Consider the following 17,692-nt stretch of genomic DNA (forward strand, 5'->3'; position numbering starts at 1 on the left):
ATGGAAGTCACCATCTATCACAACCCGGACTGAGGCACGTCCCGCAACACGCTGGCGATGATCCGGAACGCCGGGATCGAGCCGAACGTCATCGAGTACCTGAAGACACCTCCGTCACGGGACGAGCTCGTCAAGATGATCGATGATGCTGACCTGACCGTCCGGAAGGCCATTCGCGAAAAGGGTACGCCTTTTGCCGATCTCGGCCTTGGCGATCCGACACTCGCCGACAACCAGCTTATCGATGCCATGCTCGAGCATCCGATCCTGATCAACCGCCCGTTCGTCGTCACACCATCAGGCACCCGATTATGCCGTCCGTCGGAACTTGTGCTGGAAATCCTGCCCGATACGCACCGGGGCTCCTTTGCCAAGGAGGACGGCGAACAGGTTCTGGACGCGGAGGGGAAAGCGCATTGTCTGATTTCCCGGCAGCCAACGTGGATCATCTCCGTCTTCCCGATCTCGATGCTCTGAGACCGAGCTTCTCCGCTCATCCGCCACGGATCCTGATCCTGTATGGTTCCCTACGCGAGGTTTCCTACAGCCGTCTTCTGGCGCATGAAGCCCGTCGGCTGCTGGAGCATTTCGGCTGCGAAGTGCGCGTGTTCAATCCACAGGGCCTTCCGCTACCGGACGAGGCTCCCGTTAGCCACCCGAAGGTGCAGGAACTGCGCGACATGTCCGAATGGTCAGAGGGCCAGGTCTGGGTCAGTCCGGAGCGCCATGGAGCCATGACGGGTATCTTGAAGGCTCAGATCGACTGGATACCGCTGTCCATTGGCTCGGTCCGGCCGACGCAAGGCAAGACGCTTGCAGTGATGGAGGTTTCCGGAGGCAGTCGGTCTTTCAACGCGGTCAACCAGATGCGAATCCTTGGTCGCTGGATGCGGATGATTACGATCCCCAACCAGTCGTCGGTTCCAAAGGCATTCCTTGAATTTGATGCTGATGGCAGGATGAAGCCATCGTCACTTTATGACCGCGTCGTCGATGTTTGCGAGGAGCTAGTGAAGTTCACTCTGCTCACCCGCGATGCGTCCGCCTACCTGACCGACCGCTATAGCGAGCGGAAGGAGGATGCCGCCAAGCTCGAAGCGCGGGTTTCACTGAATTCGATCTGACCGTATGTGCGTCTGATATCAGGATATCTGCGGTGACGTCGAAACTCCGAACCTTGGTGCAAGCCGCACATATACCAGCTCGCTGACAAGCTCGACCAGTGTCTGGGTCACGATGATCGCGGGCAGAATCGGAACTGCTCCCGGTACGGCAAGCGCGAGCGGGAGCACGACAAGCGAATTCCGGGTGGCGGAACTGAATGCCACCGCCCGGCCCGCTGTTGCATCCAAGCGGAATAACCGCGCGACGAACCAACCAAGCAACGGAGCAGCGATCGCGAACGCCACGTAGACGGGAACGACCCTAACCGCCGCATCGATGGCATCTCCCATTTGTGGGACCACCGCGGCGGCGACAATGAAAAGAACGATCGCAGTGGCGGGGACCGGCATCAACCCGAGCCTTGCGGAGACCGACGTTCCCATCCTGCTCCTTGCCGCCCAGGACTGGGTCAGTACTGCGAGGATGAGTGGCAAGGCGATCAACCAAACGAAAGCGTGGAGGAACGGACCGATCTGGACGAGATCGGCCGCTTCCTGACCGAGAAACACGCTGAGGTAGATCGGGAGCAGAACCATCTGGACGACCAGCAGTGCAGGCGTGGCGGCAAGGAGAAGCTTGGCATCCGCCCGACCGAGGTGGGAGAACGTGACCACGTAATCTATGCACGGAGCCAGAAGCACCAGAAGCACTCCCAAACGGATCATCGGGTCGACCGGAAGAAACTGCACGAGAATCCCGACCAGCACCGGGACAGCGACGAAGTTGGTGAGGAGAAGAACCCCCAGGAATCTGAACTTCGAAAATGCCTGCCCGAGTTCGCCTATCGGCACCTGCAGAAAGGTGACGAAAAGCATGAATGCGAGCGCCGGGTTGATCCAGGCCTCCAGCATTGTCGTTCCCGGAATTGTCATCGCAATCGCGGTGCCTATGATCACCGCGGCGAGATATATGCTGACCTGCCTGTTCTCCAGCGTCTCTCTGATTTCAGCCAATTTTGCTCTTCCATGATAGGAATTTGTTCTAAGGTTTCATGTTATTCCAGCATTGGCTAGACAAAGCACACAGATCGTCGCGATCTGACTATCTGCGCGGTCACGGCTCCCCAGTTTTGGACGACCGCTTTGCCGCCGCAGATACGGCCACGAACGCAATGATCCCCAGAGCTCCGAGACACGCGTTGACAACCAGCGCCACATCAATGCCGAACCACTCCATCAGCACGGAGAACGCAAACGGTGCCATCGCCGCCGCGACAAGACGGAAGCCGGCCATCCGTCCTGTGATCGCCCCGTAGCCGTCTGATCCGAACAGCCACAGAGGAAGCGACCCCTGTGCGATGCTGTTGATTCCAGAGCCGAGACCAAGGCAGACGGCAAACGTCACCGCGCCTGGCAGCCACGCACCGGAGGCCGCCAGCATCAGAACTGCCGCAACGATGAGCACTGCCGATGTCGTCGCGAGCCCTGCCGGGGAGACCCTCTGGCCGAAAGCCATGTTGATAAGACGACTGAAAACCTGCGCTGGGCCAAAAATCGCCCCGATGAGGACGGCAGCGGTACCAAGACCGATAGCTCCTAGCATCGGCACCATGTGCGTCAGAATAGCTGAGAGGGTGAACCCTTGAAGGGCGAAGGCCATGGAAACCATGATCATCCCCCGCCGACGTTCGGATGACGGAAGTGCTCCGACCATTATCGGGCGGGCCTGCTTAAGTTCCGGGTCATTGCGGCGCGTCCCACTGCGCATGATCCAGAAGTGCAACGGCAGGCACACGAACACGTTCATCGCCGCGAAACCGAGGTAGATTTCCCGCCATGTCAGATGATCTATGAGCGCTGTCGTCACAGGCCAGAATATTGTCGAAGCGAACCCGGCGATCAACGTCAGATAGGTGATGCTGCGGGATGCGGCGTGAGGCCGAACTTCCACCAGGGCGGCGAACGCGGCCTGATACTGCACCATCCCGGAAGCTATCTCTATCAGGACAATGCCAAGGGCGAAGATCGCGATCGACGGTGACCAGGCGCAAAGAACGAGCGTCAAGGCTGAGATCAATGACCCGAGCGTCATGACCTTCGCGGCTCCGAACCTATCCATCCATTTGCCGATGATCGGTGCGGATAGTCCACCCACCAGAAGCGATGCGGAAAACACTCCGAACACCTGTTCGGTCGTCATGCCGAAGTCACGGGCCATGCCGGGCGTGAGGATGCTGAAGCTGTAGTAGAGCGTGCCGTACCCGATGATTTGCGTGACACCGAGCGCGGTGACGATTCCAGGCAAAGGCTTCACGTGAATGTCAGGCACGTCCGGTGCCCTGTTCCGCGGTCGCCCGTTCGGGATCACAGCATTCCACTACCATGCATGGCGAAACCACCTGTGGATGTCCCGCGCAGCAGTCCTCCATCAGAAACCTGACGAGCCCAGCCAGACCGTCGTAGTTCGCGCTATAAAGGATAGATCGGGATTCCCGCTTCTGATTGATGAGTCCAGCCCGTTCAAGCTCCTTCAGGTGGAACGAGACGTTCGACGCTGACACCCCGACGCTCTCAGCCACAACTCCAGCCGCCATTCCGTCCGACCCGGCGACCACGAGGGCCCGAATGATCTTGAGCCGTGTGCTCTGCGAAAGCGCCGCGAAGGATGCCACTGCCTGGCGCTCTTCCATATTTCAATAATCCTAAGAATATCGAATCGAAGCAATAACTTCTTTGGACGCACTCGACAATAGCTCGCTCCGATACATCTCGATGAATTGATCGTTAGGACGGAGCTCGGCCCTGTGAGCCGCTTCGGTCTGTACGAGTTTGTATCGCTTGAGTTCCAAAAGCGCCTCAGGCAATGCACGATGGGACGGCCTGGCAGGCACCGTTCGCTCGACCACTCCGTGACGAAGTCCTCAACGTCCTTGCCGGAATAGAGAACCAATCGCCGCCTTCGCGACATCCAAGAATGCTTCATCGGATTTCCGAAGGCACAGTTAGTGGACGCGGATGTCCCGCCGCACGCAGCAGCGCGCTCAGCCATTTCCCGTTCCACGATGGCGCGCTGACATACAGCTCCCGGCTGCGAGAGCCTTGACCATTGCGTCCACGATGACGGAAGAACTGCGTCTCCGCGGGTCCAATCAGCATCTGTAGGTCCCTGATGCCTCAGTAATACCCAGTCGAGCGGCAACCAGTCAGAGAGACCAGGAAATTACAGCGTAAAGTGTTCATCACAGCGTACTGTCAGACCACGGAACGATCCCGCCGCGCCACAAACCTCGCAGGTATGTAACGACCTCATTCGGGCTTTTTCACGCAGCGCCACGAAAGCGTCGTACGGATGCTGCTCCTTGCTTCCGACCTGCATATCGCGCGGATTGTAAACGGCATGAAGCAGCAACGCCCCGGAGCGCCGTGTCGCTCCAACGAATTCAAAACCCCATTCGTCAGGAAATTCAGCCGCCTCGTCTATCGCGTCTGCTATGATCCGCCACCATCCATTCCCGACTTCGATGTCAGAACTTTCGCCCTCTTTCATCTTGGTATCGCGGGTGGAACTCCGCGCCGGCGTCGTATCCTTTGCCACTGCACTCCCCGTTTTAAACGGCTTGATTTGATAAAATTTCAATGCGAGGACCATTCGATATGGACCGGATGACACTATGATTGCGAAGGTCTATCCACTCCTGGGTCGTGTAAAGATTCAAGTTGATCGTGCGCGCCGTCCTTGTCTCCAAAAGGGAAACGCAGGATCCAAGATCGAAGATGTCGACTTCACCGATGATCATCAGATCGACATCGCTGTCAGGGCGGTCCGAACCTCGGGCTACGGGGCCGAATAGAAACGCTTCGGAGATCTGCGGTTTCAATGGCTCCAGTTCTTCCGACACAAGGTCCGCGAGTCCGAAAGTTTTTATACAGATTGAACGCAGCTCCATATGGATGGGATGCGCTCTATTGATCGAATAGCGACGTTGATTGCCGCGAGCGCTTTTTAGCACCAGGCAACTGACCTCTAATCGCTCCATGACCCGTTGAGTGGCACCATTCCCCCGACCTGCCAACCGGACCAAATCAGAAAAGCTATACTGACAATCAGGGTGCATCAACAAAACGCGAAGGATTCGTTGTTGGCGTTCGGTCAGCATGAAACTCACGAGCGACATATCCCCCCTCATAGCGGTGCGACTGGTCCATTTCTGGGTGTGAAGCATTTGGCCCGCTTTTACCGACCAAGCGCGGGCCAAATCAAAGCGAGACAGTATCTGAGCCGCCTTCACGAGCGATTGTGACGGAGTGGTTGAGCATCGCATCTCTGGCCAGCTCGATTAAGCGCTCGCGCTCCGGTTCGAGCAACTCTAACACCGCCTGGTACTGCACGGCTAAAAGCTCGCGGACGTCGTTTTCAGAATCAGCAGGCAGGATGGTTTCAACATCCACATCACCGACTGCCCTGACGTACACAGGGATACGGCCTAAGCCATAAGACGTGACGAGCTTTCGAGCGATCATCGTTGCCCGTTCGACATCACTACCAGGGCCGCCCCCCGAACCAATCGACCGGTCCCGGAATACGATCTCCTCCGCTGCCAATCCGCCGAGTGCGGTTGCCATGCGGCCCAAAAGCGTGTTTTCGGTAGGCAGCCAATCGTCGATCTGATCGTAAGAAGTTCTACCACCGACATTTGTCTGCTGGTCTGGGTCAAACGTCTCTTCCACGGTGATCGTCACGCTGGTCGTAGCGCGGTGGGCCAGAGAAACCAACGCGTGCCCGCTTTCATGAACGGCAAGCCGGAACCGGACTTCCGGTAAGTATGCCTTCCGTTTCGGAAGCGCCAATAGGACATCGTCTATCTTGACTTCTCGTTTCATGGCGCGAGCGCGTCGTTTTGAATTACGTGCCAGTCTCTCGAGGTCGGCACCCGACCAACCGTCAAGGTTTCCGACAACATTGACGAGCGGCTCGAAGCCAATGTGTCCACCGAGGTGATAAGCAAGAATTTCCGCACGGGTATTCCTGTCAGGGAGTGAGAGCTCGAACTTCATTTCAAGCCGGCCACTCCGCAGGACTGCGGGATCAATCTGTTCTGGATCATTCGTCGCTCCTATCAATAGCACCCCTTCGGGCAGGCGCGACGTGAGAGACAGAAACTCGTTGATCACCAGCCGCCAGTACTCGACATAGTCACCCGACAAACGACTTCGACTACCAATTCCATCCAACTCATCTATAAAAAGCACAGCCCCATCTGCCCGCGCCGCATCAGCAAACGACCGCCGCATGGCTTGCAACGTGTCCCCAAGGTGCCCAGCGGCTTGCCATTCGCCCACGGTGGTCGACACGAGCTTGAGCCCGCAGGATCTGGCGAAAGCATCAGCGAACATTGTCTTTCCGGTACCCGGCGGTCCCGATAAAAGCGCGCCACTTCCAACCTCTGTCCAAGCAAGGCCACTCTTTCTCCATGCGGCCGTATCCACTGCGACTTTCAGCGCCCAGTCCTTGAGTATGTCATAGCCTGGAAGTTCGTTGAGGGTAGGTCCGCCAAGAGGTGCGCCTTCCATATCATCCAGCAACGTTAGGTGAGCGCTTTCAAGGTTCCGGCGTAGAAGTGCGGCAATCACGATGTTCTGTGGCCGAGATGCGAGATCTGAGGCTACCTCGTTGGAAATTTGCGGGCGACCCGAAATAACTCTCGCCGCTTTGATGTGAGCTGCAGACGGGTGAATAATATGCACGATGTCATCGGCGGCGAACCGAAGCTCTTTTGATATTAGATGTTCGTCGACAGTCAGGATGATTGCCGTGTCTGCCAGATCAAATACGGTGAACTCAACCCGTGAGCCCTTAGTGGGGATCTTGTAGTTTTCCGAAAACTGATAGACGCGCTTGCTTCGAGTAGGCTCCTCCCAGTTCAAACTCGAATCCTTGCCGAACAGATATTCGGCAGCGACCTTGTAATCGATCATCCGGTAGCCTTGCGGTACTACGCATATCAACATGCCGTCCTCCAGCCTTGTGAGCAGCCCAGCTTTCCGAAGCGCAGATCGAAGTCCGCAATATGCGAGGAATACAGATAGCGATGAGTGCAACATCGAAATCTCGTCTTTTGACAGCCTGCGCTTAGGATCCTTTTGCATGCACGCTCCAGTACGCTGTGATTCGTTGAAAACGACTTGCGAATAAAATCGGCGTCATAAGACGTCTTACAGGTGTTTACGTGCCGATTTTAAGCGCGTTTGTCAACTCATTTGCCTGCGGTAAAAAGGCATGACATTGAATCCTTATGAGGCCACCCACGAAACTATTGATCGCCGCTCGCGTCACGCTCGGTTACACCCAAGCGGAGTTGGCGGCTTCGTCCGGACTTGCAGTTCGCACCATCTACAATACAGAGCATGGTTTCGGTGACCTCGAAAGCGTCGAGCATCTGGTGGACCATTTCCAAAAGAACGGGATCGAGTTTGTGAAGCCTGAGGCAGGACAGGGCTGGGGGATCTTCAATCGCAACATCGTGGAATCTTTTGACGATGAGAGGAAGCGCAACCGGCTGGCAAGACGGGCCCGCAAGAACGACTAATGATCTTCTCTGATCGAAGCAATCGATACCGCGAGGTAACGACAATCAACTTACCTACGGCGGCATACCGGATAACAATTATAAACTGCCTTTTTTCAAATGATAGAAAACTGGCTCATGGAGCTGGGTTGAATTGTCATGCACTCTCTTGTGCCGCTCGCCCGTTGAGAGTGACAGACGTGACTTTGGCCGACTTGGGATCCGCTGCGTGGCAAGAGGCCGCGTCCCATGCACCATGGTGGTGATACGCTTGATGCACTAGCAAGATGTCACTCACTCACTGCAACGTGATCTCCGCTGGAACGGGCCAACGGTGAACGAACAGATGCATTGTTAGCCTCGCCGATCCGTCCGGGTCACCGATCGTAGACATGAAACCTACGCGCGCGCCAGCCTGAGCCACCCCCCGATAGAAACCTTCCAGCCAAGCATCGAGGTTCTGCTTCGCGGGAAAGTCGTAGATTTGGCGTTTCACCTCGAAGTAGATCGAATCAAGCATGAGATGCCCAATGACCAGGCTACCCTCGTGTGGCGCGAAATCGCGTTCGACTATCTTCATTTCAGTTCTGCCGGCACCTAACCCCTCCTCAAAACCAAGATCAAAACAGGTCTCGACGAGCAGTAAGTCGGTCAGGTCGCGCACCGGCTGCATGTCGGACATAATACTTCCTCCCTAATCAATCCAACGCCGAGCTACACGGCTATTACATATATATGCTCATGACGTAGACGCCGCTTCCGAAGAATTCAAAGCGGCGCCATGCGAAGGGGGTCTTGACCGCATATCCGATCAGGCGGCCATCCCCATCGGTTCTTTCCAAAGCAACCGCCTGTCGATCGAATTCGCGATAAACCTTGCCATCTTACGTGCCTCGGTCTCGTTGCCGGCTCGCATCAGATCCGCGATCTTCTCGCCAAGCACTATGATGTTCTCCTTCTCAGCCGTCCGATCCTCTACGGGCTCGATCACTCCCCCCTGCGTCCGCAGACGCGCGATCTCGGTCCTGCGGAACATAATGTCATGCAAATACGGCTCAAGCGATCGTGTTGAAGTATGTCCCATCATTTCCGCAGCGATGACCAGAGCCGTCTGGTGCCATCCCGACGAGGGGTCAAGCGTGACGCCTGCCTGCTCCAGGTGGTTCAAAGCGGTTTCTACGGCATTATGTGCAAAGCGAGCTCGAAGCCGGTGGATGTTCGCCCTGTCGACGTCCGCTGCATTGAATAGTTTGTTACATATCCGGCTGACCGAGTCAGGTACGAGCGGGGTGCCTCGTTCTGAAAGGAATATGGCGCCCTCGTTCTTAGATTGACTATTCGCTAATATTTCTGCCCGCTGTCCTTCAATATAGTTAATCGTGTCCCAGATGACATCGGCTGGAACGTATAGAACGCCACCCTCCTTGTGCCATTTTCGTTTTTTTAGCTTGATGGTCCACTGATCCTTTTCGATCAGCTCGGCATACTGGTCTTCTCTAGGCAAGTCGTCGCACTTAAGTCCGAGGATTTCACTGACGCGCGCTCCGGTCCTAAGTGCCCAGTTCATGATGGTGACGTTGCGGATTCCGTGCTTCTCAATGTCGGTAAAGGCATAGATGCGGTCGATCTCCTCCAGCGTAGGGGTATGTCGACGGCCGTACCGTGCTCCGGGTCCGGTTTCGAGAAATGGCCAGACCCAGTGGAAGCGCTTGTTTCCACGGCTTGTAATGACCATAACCTCCTCGGAAGAAATCGGAAATGTATAGTCGGCCATCGACTCCGCATAGTTGCTAGGACGACCGACCTGAGCGATATGCTTGTAGATGTTCTCGACCGCGGTCCATTTGAAAAAGGCATGGACTGTACGTAGCAGGGTATTCCGGCGAGGCGTCGTCGTTCTGCGCTCTCTGAGCTCTTCTCGCCATGCGAGGAGTACGTCATCGTCGACTTCGCGAAGTGCTATTTTGTACTTTCTGCAGAATTTCAGGAACTGCCGGATGTGCTTTGCGCTCTCGTCGACTGAGGTTGGTTCTCTTTTCTTTTTGAAGACCAGAAAACGAAACCAGTCATTGTAGTACTGCTCGGCTGAATGTGCTACGATCGTCGGGACTGACCAGATTTGCCGGTTTAACTTGACTTGAGCCCATATGATACGGGCCTCGCGGTCGCCACGCCGCATCAGCGTCACATTGTCATTCGCCGGCTCGGGCGCATCTGCCGCCGGCTGAGATGTCGCCTTTCTAAGAGACTCCCAAGCTACGAGCATTTTCTTCAGCTTCGGACTGGAACTTAGAGTCGCCGGTCTGCAGCCAATCAATGCGGCGACCCATTTCCTGCAGACGCCGCGCTTGGTCCATCGGGGAAATTCACCATTAAAGTTCCCTGCTATGAGCCGTGAAAGCCTATCGTAGATGCTCTCCTCTTTCATATCCTACACTTCCCTTATCCCAACTTGGCGAAGACGTCCGAGCAAGTACTCGATCCGATCGTCGTGTTCCCTAAGCTTAGAGTGAAGCTCGCGCCTATCCACCTCCAGATTGCCGACCTTCTTGGTCATCTGCGCCAGCTCATCGCGGGCCACATGCCACTGCCCGGCGACTTTATTGAGGTCCAAGAGCGCCGCATCGCGTTCATGCTCAGCGAGCCGGCGGCGCGCCGCCTCGGGCTTGTAGGGCCGCCTTTTATTTTTCGACTTCGCTTTGGCCTCCTTGCCCCTCTTCTCATTCAAAGCCGTGATCAAGACTTGGAGCTTTGCTACCTCGCCCCCAAGGTCAGGATCTGTAGTCGTGAACCCATGCTTCGAACCAATCCGCAAAATCCCGAGCTCCGGCTTGTGGTATTGGCGCCATCCATTGAGCGAAGTCGGTATGTCATCAAGGTCCGGCGGCACTTGTGTCTTCAACCATTTAGCTACCAGTGCTATCCGTGCGGCGATGCGTGTTGAGAGGCTCTGTTCCATTCGCTCCTCCTCAATTGAAACTCTTTCTTAAGGATTCACGATACCGCGAGAGCACCACGACCTTCTCAGATGCTAGTTCTGCAAAGACGCCCGAAGCTTGTGCCGCGGTATCGGTCAGTTCCTCGAGTTCCAGTTCCATGAAGTCGACATTTCCCTCGGAGACGAGTGCCCATGGGCATCCAGGACATATCGACGGGCCTGCAGCCACGAAGTCCGGCCCGACAGAACCAGATGCAAATCCCGCGTCTTTTCGACAGGCCGCACGCTCGCAGCCTCCTTGTGTGGCCGGGCAGCAGCAAGTGACCCAGGCCTTTACCGTCACGACTAGGTGGAGTTTCTTCATAAGTCGCAGGATTACTTCCGCCTTTTCTTCCGGAATAATCATGACGTTCTGATCGAGCACGCGACGCACGCGCTCGATATATTTCTGCAGGCGATCTCCCATCGGGCCAGCAAAGGATCCGTCGTTCGCTGCCACACGCTCGGCAACGAAGGTCTTGTAGTTGGCGATCTCCTTGAGCCAGATATCCGACACCTCCGGGTCCAGTCGTAGGTAGTCGTTGGCGGTCTGCAAATCATGATGGCGAAGGTGGTGAGCCAAGGTCTCCTTCTTGCCAAACCATCGGTAGATGTACAAAACAGCGAAGAACCGGCGGAACTGACGCGGCGTCCAGTTCCATGAGAGAGATATTCCACCACGGCCGACGTATGCGTCTGCGCCAAGCTTCTCGGCAAATGACTTCATCCGATGCTTGAGCTTGATACGCTTTCCAGTCAGTGGATCGTTCAAAATAAAGAGCGACTGACTTACGTCCGGATTGTCAGCGTCCATCGACTTCATCGCCTCGACAGCCCGTGCCACGATCCGTGGAACGGGTATCCAAGTCCATTCTCTTAACTTTTCGATATAGACTTCCATCCACCATCCGTGCTGGTCACTGCCCTTGAGGCAGTCCCTACGTAACTTGTAGATTTCCTCGAGGCGGCGCGCGCTGAACGCTGCGATGAGCACGAAAGCAGCGTCCGCGACCCACCTTACCTGCGACTTGGCTTCTCGGGCGGTAAGCTCGCTCCATGATTCGGTCCCCGCACTCGCCCGTACCTCGAGGAAATGCGCGGTCACCTTTCGCGCGTTTCGTACGATGTAATTGGCACTCTCGCGAATGAACTTCAGGACGAGTTCGGGGGGCGCGATTGGTGTAGGAACAGTATTCGCCCCGAGGCTGACAGCCATGGCATAGGCGCCATCGTCAAAGGGATTGAATGCGATTGAATCCGACTGCATGAAGTGGCGGAGCTGATAAAGTGCCTCGAAAATGATGGTGATCAAATGCACGTTTTGCACCGTGATCTGTTTCGGGCCGGAACGGACGATCGTCTTTCCGTTCAGCCGGGCGGTAGTGTAGGCTATCTCTCTTCGAAGCGGAGGCCTATCCCAGCCATCAGGAATGTGCAGGGCCGAGACCAAACGCGGGAAGTCAAGACTTCTACCTGCCGCGAACTGCGACGGCACCTCGCTCCAGGAAGCGTACCCATCAAGAAGCGTTCTTAGGAGGACAGATGCGCTGGTAATGCCGTCTCGGCCTTTGGTGCTTCCCTCACAGATTTCGTGGACCACCTCTTTGGACAGACTTGCAAACGAGCTATAGCCTCTCGCGACAAGACCCCAAGCGATCTGTATGATCGACAAAGCATACTGCTTATGCCGGGCAGCGTCGTCGATACGGGTGTAAGGCCCCTCGCGGATCCAGAATATGAACTCTTTAACCGTGCGGTAAAGCTCAGGCTCTTCCGTCAAGTAGCGACCGTTCGGAAGTGGGACGTGAAAATCGACCGTCTCCGCGTAACCTTCGCCGATCGTGTCTGTTATCACCCAGGTCGTCGCTTCATATTGGTCTTGAAGCCACTTTGCGTCACGCTTGTGCATCCGACGCGGAGATGACGTAGACGTCAGACCTGCAACTTTCAATGCCATCAGTGAGGCCTTATAGGTGTAAAATCGGGTTGAGCCATGATCTTCTCAGCTATTACGGTCGCTTCGCGCCAGATCCTTCCCATGGCCGTCAATAATATTTTTCGCTCGACAGTCTGGATAAATTCCAGCCACGGGAACCAAAGAGCGTACCAGCGCTCTTTCCGCTCGAGTATCCATAAGGGCTCGGCTTCGATCAGCGAGGCCCTCCAGATTATGAGGAAGGCGAGATCTCTCCTCCGAGCGATCACGACGAGCTGTGGGCAACTGTTCCAGCAGTCGAACGTGCGGCACTTTTCACCGTCGTTGCCAGGGCGTCCATGAAGGTCGCGACAAAACGTCCCAAGACCAGTCTCCATCAACTTCTCTATCTTGACGTCCATTTCGGCCTTCGTGAAGCCAAGCCATTCCGTTACCTCTGGCTCGGCGTGAAACGATGCAACTTCGAAGCTGTCCACGAAGTCTCGAATGCCCTCGTCATTCATGTAACGCGTCGGTGGATGGGAGATATACCCTTGCCCGACATTTAGCCCATGTTGTCCGAGGGCCGCGGCTCGATGTGCGTCGGCATCACCTTCGAGTGCCGCGATCAGCAGGACGGTCGGTCGCAGCATGGCCGGTGTGATTCCAAGCTCGGCAATTTCCGGTATGTTGTCCGCGATCCGTTTCAAAAAGGCCCGTATATTGTATTCCTCTACTGGCTGTCCGACGGAACGCTGATTCACGACAAAAAGAAGCTTTCTGTCGTCCGAGTCTAGCTCTAGGCGAACGCTGGCTGATGCCTGCAGCAACCAATTCATCCCCATCACTGCGTGGGACCGAGTGTCAAGATGCGCATGGATCGGCTTGCCGCCCGCCCTCGCCTTCTCACCAGTTATATGAGTGGCTCCAGAAATTTGCGAATGCTCCATAGCGTCGACGAACAAGGTTCGACCAACTGCCATGTTAGCTCCCGACCCACACAGATAGAGAAGTACGAGTGCGTAGACCGCATGGGGATGCGGCGTTATCATCGCCTGGAGCTCGACTTTGCCCCCCAACTCCAGTGCGCGCTTCGCAAAGAATTGTCCGAAATGCACATTCCCCTGATTCTGGGAGGGATAAATGCCATTAAACTTGTCTGAGACCAGTCTTATGAGATTGGCGATTGCACGGTCTGGGTCATCAACCGGGAAAAATTCCCGCATCTCGGTTCGCCGAACATATTCATTGCGCGAGCCAGCGAAGAAAGTCTGCTCCCAATCCGCACCCACGCTTTCGCCAACTTGCAGGAGCTCCTGCCCCCGCTCCCATTTACGCCGCCAGCGCACGTAAACAGCAGCGAGTGCATCTTCGATCAACTTTAGCCGGCGCTTCAATACATGGACAATTACCTTGGCCGGGCTGTCGTCTGCACTCAGGTTGGCGGACGACAGTTCCGCACGCAATGTCTTCAGAAAACCTGCCTCGACATCTGTATCGATATCGACCTGTCGAAGTTTTGCAGCCTCGTGAAGCATGGCTGTGGCAAACGCAAGATAATCATCAACCCCCTCCGAGGCTGGTGCCTGCGCCAACGTGCGCCTGTGCGAGCTTGCCTCGCCTTTAGCTCTAAGCGCCATCTCGAGTTCTGGAAAAACACCAACGTTGCCGAGATGTCTTAAAACACTATTCGCGGAACCTAGCTTTGTCTTCGACGTCCCCCCTTTGAGATCATCGCGGTCATCGATCCAGGTCGAGTATGCTTGCGTGGCAAGTGTCCAGTCCTGTGGCCGGACTGAACGGACTTTAACAATGTTCAAAGCCGACTTGACGGCCCGACACGATGGATCGTCTGCGCCCCCTATGTACCGAAGTATTTCCCTTAAACTATTATAGGCAACCTTCGCCTTGTCCGGACGCTTCGTACCGTAGATCTTTTGGAAGCCATCGGCCACCCGCTTTAGAAACTGGTGCGACCATCCAGAATCCAAGAGGGAACGCAGGGTAAACAGCCGTCCAGCGAAGACACGACACAGATCGTCGCTTTCGACTTGCTGAACGAGACGGATGTCGGCGTCTTCGAGAACCTGTGCGAAAGGGGGCCGCACAATGCGGCCCATCGATATTTTTGTAATTCTTGAGATACTCTTCCTGTCGATAGACAGGCCGGTCTTGAAAATCGGTGGATCGTCTTTGAGGACAGCCCTAAGAAGTCTGATCTCTGGCACTGTTCGGTTCGGAAGATACCCAGTCGATTTCACCAGGTCGTCGTATCTCTCCAGTAGCGCGAGAATGGCAGGGTTGCGGACGAGTATTGTCTTGTTCTCAGAAAGCCCGAAATGCCGATGGAATTGAAGACGGGCGACCTTTCCGTTGCGGACTTCCAATGTCCCGTCTTGGAACGACGCGGCGAGGAATGCTTCCATTTCGGGAAGGCGACGTGCATGAACGTTCTGCAGACCGCCTGTTGCGGACTCGTAGTCATGCAGGATATTAACATAGTTGCTCATCGCGTTGCTCGCGAACGCAAATCTCGCGGATAGCGCTTGCCGATCGATCTTTCCACCTCGGCTGCGTGGGATCGTGCCGCTGACCAAATCCTTGTTCAGTATCGTAACGAGCTGAGCCCTAGTACTTCCTGGAGGGTAATACTGGTGCTTCTCGATCCCCGGATATCGTTCAATAAGGTCGGCATCTACTGGGACGAACGTCTCATGCATGCTGCCGTTCGCACAATCCCGATAGTCCTTTACGACATCGCGATAATTGATGCTGATTGATGTGTCGGTTACATTCAGGGCAATGGCCAGATTTCTTTGAACCAACGGTGCAGACCGGTCGCGATCGAAGTGTTGATTCAACAATTCCACGAGCCTTTGTCGGGTCGATCCGACCTCGTAGAACTGGTGTTTACGAAGCGCCGGATGTTTTGACATCAACACGCTGTGCTCAGGGGTCGTAGCGGCAGCCCCACGGGCAGGCTTGCTTGTCGCCGCAGGTTCTGCGGTGGACAGTTTGCTGCTCACCCCTAGCTGTTGAAGTCGTTCTTTTGAGCCTGTGGTGGTTCTCTGTGTGACATTGGGCTGGGGCTGGGGCTGGGGCTGGGGCTGGGGCTGGGAATTGGGCTGGAAGGCAGGCCCGGACTGATCGGGTTGTGAACTTAAACTACTCTTGCTGGGTTTAGCGGGCCTCGGATGACCCTTTTCGATGAAAGCGTCGTAGGCACCATTGTCCTCCTCCGGCGACGGCCTCGTCGCGATGTCATTACATATTGCAGATTGGCTCGCAGCGACCTGAGGCGAAAGTGATGCTGGAGGAGGCTCTTCTGAGACCGCACTCGGCTCGCCTGGCCGCACTTCATGCTTAAGGCGGCATTCTGCCTTGGCTGAGATACGCTTTTTTGTGGTGTTCGATTTGGATGCGCCCAGGTGCGAACCAGCTTCGAGTAAGCGGCGCTGGTGGAGAGCTTCATATTTTTGAATTAGGCCACCTACGGCTGGGTAGCGGGTTTCGAAATCGGAGCCAGTGATGCCAAAAGCATCCTTGAACTGCTGCCGCACGAGCTTGCCGCTCGTGTTGAACCGAAGCAAGCCTTCGTCGAAGTTTGTTTCCAGCCATTTCGCCATCTTTTCGAGGTCGTCGTCGCGATAGCGGCCAGTTCCTCTTAGTTTGCTTTCGAAAACTTGGAACACGGGGATATGCGGCGTGAGGCTACTTTTGGTGACACCGAGCTGAACTGCATAATGGGACCGGTCGATTTTTCCGCCGCGGCTGAACGGCAGCGTGCCTGACGCGAAATCACGAGAGAGCAGTTGGACAAGGGAGATTGAGGTGCAGACGACACCTGCCTTGGTTTCGTACTCGTTAAACAGTTTCCTGTAATACTGGGTGTTGCTGCAGGCCGCCCGCTTTGCATAGTACCGTTTGTCGATGAAGCCAGGCTTTGAAAAGGTCAGTGCTCCCTTTTGAAAGTCGTGCTCCAAAATCGATCGGAGGACACTTTCGGTCGATGCTTTCTCAGGGCCAAAGCCATCGAATTGTTCAAGCACACCTTGCGGAAGCGCTCTCCGGCTGACCCCAATGCGACCTGCGTAGACGGCTCGATTTACGTTCCCGGCCTCGTTCCAGACGATAGTTCCTCGCTCCAAATCGTTACGTAGCTCGCTTTCAAGCCGCTTGGATAGGAGCCGTTCCATTTCAGACCGCCACCGGTGCCTGGATGGCCGGGTGAGGGTCATAGCCTTCCACTTCGAAGTCCTCGATCCGATAGCCGTCTATGCTCTGCGGTCTGCGCAGGAGGCGCAGCTTTGGAAACGGTCGAGGCTCACGCTTTAGAATCGTCTCGGCAAGCTCGATGTGATTGAGATAGAGGTGAACGTCGCCGCCGACGCAGATCAGCTCATGGGGGTCCATGTCTACCTGTTGCGCAACCATCGCGAGCAATGCTGCCTGCTGGCAGGTATTAAATGGATTGCCAAGCCCTAAGTCGTTGCTTCTCGTTCCAACCATCAACGACAGCCGCGGCTTTCCGCCCGGCTGCAGGTCATTCAAGCCGCCAACAAAGAACTGATAGAAATTGTGACATGGATTTAGAGCCATTTGATCGAGATCGGCCACGTTCCACGCGTGAAATAGCATGCGCCTGCTTGTAGGGTTGGACCGCAAGGTGTGAATAATCGCGGCAATCTGATCATATTCTTTGCCATCGGGCCCGACCCAACGTCGCCATTGCTTGCCATAAACTGGGCCGAGGTCGCCCCATTGTGTTGCAAACTCCTCGTCAGCGAGTATGCGCGCCTCGAAATCATCCTGACTTATATCCGAGCCGGTAGCCTTCCGAAATTTTTCGAGAGGCCAGTCAGTCCAGATTTTCACGTTTTCGCGCAGCAGCGATCGGATATTCGTCTGCCCGGTCAGAAACCATAGCATCTCCTTCACGGCCGTTTTCCAATAAACCCGCTTCGTGGTGTAAACGGGAAAAGTGCCGTCGCTCATGTCGAACCGCATCATGGTGCCGAACGACGCCAATGTTCCAACGCCCGTACGATCAATGCGCCTGTCGCCATTCTTTAGTACGTGTTCGACAAGATCCAAATACTGGAATTCCGGGTGACGAGCCATGAGTCTTTCC

General features: G+C 55.6%; 15 protein-coding genes. 3 read left to right on the forward strand and 12 right to left on the reverse strand.

The features are described from left to right. Complete coding sequence (gene arsC / locus ACQY1K_RS10130; RefSeq protein WP_430258970.1) at positions 1 to 477, forward strand: arsenate reductase (glutaredoxin); 477 nt, start codon at positions 1 to 3, stop codon at positions 475 to 477. Beyond that, the gene (arsH, locus tag ACQY1K_RS10135) at positions 417 to 1,124 is read left to right on the forward strand and encodes an arsenical resistance protein ArsH (RefSeq protein ID WP_430257267.1); all 708 of its coding nucleotides are present in this window, start codon (positions 417 to 419) and stop codon (positions 1,122 to 1,124) included. Before arsC ends, arsH begins: the two co-directional genes overlap by 61 nt. Positions 1,125 to 1,142: 18 nt before the next feature. Here arsH and ACQY1K_RS10140 read toward each other — a convergent pair whose 3' ends face one another. The 6 genes from ACQY1K_RS10140 to ACQY1K_RS10165 all read right to left on the reverse strand — a co-directional run bounded on the left by ACQY1K_RS10140 (position 1,143) and on the right by ACQY1K_RS10165 (position 7,079). Further along, positions 1,143 to 2,117 carry an arsenic resistance protein gene (locus ACQY1K_RS10140; protein WP_430257268.1) on the reverse strand — a complete coding sequence of 325 codons (975 nt, stop codon included), beginning with the start codon at positions 2,115 to 2,117 and terminating at the stop codon, positions 1,143 to 1,145. 100 nt (positions 2,118 to 2,217) lie between these two features. Beyond that, positions 2,218 to 3,423, reverse strand: a complete 1,206-nt coding sequence (gene arsK, locus ACQY1K_RS10145) for an arsenite efflux MFS transporter ArsK (RefSeq protein ID WP_430258972.1) — start codon at positions 3,421 to 3,423, stop codon at positions 2,218 to 2,220. 1 nt (position 3,424) lies between these two features. Further along, complete coding sequence (locus ACQY1K_RS10150; RefSeq protein ID WP_430257269.1) at positions 3,425 to 3,793, reverse strand: ArsR/SmtB family transcription factor; 369 nt, start codon at positions 3,791 to 3,793, stop codon at positions 3,425 to 3,427. Positions 3,794 to 4,323: 530 nt separating this feature from the next. Next, on the reverse strand, positions 4,324 to 4,698 hold the full coding sequence (locus ACQY1K_RS10155; RefSeq protein WP_430257270.1) for a hypothetical protein: 375 nt from the start codon (positions 4,696 to 4,698) through the stop codon (positions 4,324 to 4,326). A 13-nt stretch (positions 4,699 to 4,711) separates the two neighbouring features. Next, the gene (locus tag ACQY1K_RS10160; RefSeq protein WP_430258974.1) at positions 4,712 to 5,260 is read right to left on the reverse strand and encodes a nucleotidyltransferase domain-containing protein; all 549 of its coding nucleotides are present in this window, start codon (positions 5,258 to 5,260) and stop codon (positions 4,712 to 4,714) included. Positions 5,261 to 5,360: 100 nt separating this feature from the next. Then, positions 5,361 to 7,079, reverse strand: a complete 1,719-nt coding sequence (locus ACQY1K_RS10165) for an AAA family ATPase (protein ID WP_430257271.1) — start codon at positions 7,077 to 7,079, stop codon at positions 5,361 to 5,363. A gap of 338 nt (positions 7,080 to 7,417) precedes the next feature. Between ACQY1K_RS10165 and ACQY1K_RS10170 the strand changes: the two genes are divergently transcribed. Beyond that, entirely contained in the window at positions 7,418 to 7,690 is a 273-nt protein-coding gene (locus tag ACQY1K_RS10170) for a hypothetical protein (protein ID WP_430257272.1), read from the forward strand. A gap of 277 nt (positions 7,691 to 7,967) precedes the next feature. Here the strand turns inward: ACQY1K_RS10170 and ACQY1K_RS10175 are convergent, their stop codons facing one another. The 6 genes from ACQY1K_RS10175 to thyA form a co-directional block, all read right to left on the reverse strand. Then, on the reverse strand, positions 7,968 to 8,351 hold the full coding sequence (locus ACQY1K_RS10175; RefSeq protein ID WP_430257273.1) for a hypothetical protein: 384 nt from the start codon (positions 8,349 to 8,351) through the stop codon (positions 7,968 to 7,970). A 129-nt stretch (positions 8,352 to 8,480) separates the two neighbouring features. Further along, complete coding sequence (locus ACQY1K_RS10180) at positions 8,481 to 10,097, reverse strand: tyrosine-type recombinase/integrase (RefSeq protein WP_430257274.1); 1,617 nt, start codon at positions 10,095 to 10,097, stop codon at positions 8,481 to 8,483. Positions 10,098 to 10,100: 3 nt separating this feature from the next. Then, a complete protein-coding gene (locus ACQY1K_RS10185) occupies positions 10,101 to 10,628 on the reverse strand; it encodes a hypothetical protein (protein WP_430257275.1) in 528 nt (175 codons plus the stop codon). Between the two features lie 10 nt (positions 10,629 to 10,638). Further along, on the reverse strand, positions 10,639 to 12,603 hold the full coding sequence (locus ACQY1K_RS10190) for a hypothetical protein (protein WP_430257276.1): 1,965 nt from the start codon (positions 12,601 to 12,603) through the stop codon (positions 10,639 to 10,641). Beyond that, a complete protein-coding gene (locus ACQY1K_RS10195; RefSeq protein ID WP_430257277.1) occupies positions 12,603 to 16,610 on the reverse strand; it encodes a hypothetical protein in 4,008 nt (1,335 codons plus the stop codon). Before ACQY1K_RS10195 ends, ACQY1K_RS10190 begins: the two co-directional genes overlap by 1 nt. A gap of 148 nt (positions 16,611 to 16,758) precedes the next feature. Beyond that, the gene (thyA, locus tag ACQY1K_RS10200) at positions 16,759 to 17,682 is read right to left on the reverse strand and encodes a thymidylate synthase (protein WP_430257278.1); all 924 of its coding nucleotides are present in this window, start codon (positions 17,680 to 17,682) and stop codon (positions 16,759 to 16,761) included. Between the last annotated feature and the right edge of the window lie 10 nt (positions 17,683 to 17,692).

The organism is Neorhizobium sp. IRS_2294, from assembly GCF_050500145.1.
Lineage (GTDB): Bacteria > Pseudomonadota > Alphaproteobacteria > Rhizobiales > Rhizobiaceae > Neorhizobium > Neorhizobium soli.

Coding starts and splice junctions, on each gene's coding strand:
- ACQY1K_RS10150 (WP_430257269.1), bottom strand. CDS start 3,793: ATGGAAGAGCGCCAGGCAGTGGCATCCTTCGCGGCGCTTTCGCAGAGC.
- ACQY1K_RS10160 (WP_430258974.1), bottom strand. CDS start 5,260: ATGCTGACCGAACGCCAACAACGAATCCTTCGCGTTTTGTTGATGCAC.
- ACQY1K_RS10165 (WP_430257271.1), bottom strand. CDS start 7,079: ATGATCGATTACAAGGTCGCTGCCGAATATCTGTTCGGCAAGGATTCG.
- ACQY1K_RS10175 (WP_430257273.1), bottom strand. CDS start 8,351: ATGTCCGACATGCAGCCGGTGCGCGACCTGACCGACTTACTGCTCGTC.
- ACQY1K_RS10180 (WP_430257274.1), bottom strand. CDS start 10,097: ATGAAAGAGGAGAGCATCTACGATAGGCTTTCACGGCTCATAGCAGGG.
- ACQY1K_RS10185 (WP_430257275.1), bottom strand. CDS start 10,628: ATGGAACAGAGCCTCTCAACACGCATCGCCGCACGGATAGCACTGGTA.
- ACQY1K_RS10190 (WP_430257276.1), bottom strand. CDS start 12,603: ATGGCATTGAAAGTTGCAGGTCTGACGTCTACGTCATCTCCGCGTCGG.
- thyA (WP_430257278.1), bottom strand. CDS start 17,682: ATGGCTCGTCACCCGGAATTCCAGTATTTGGATCTTGTCGAACACGTA.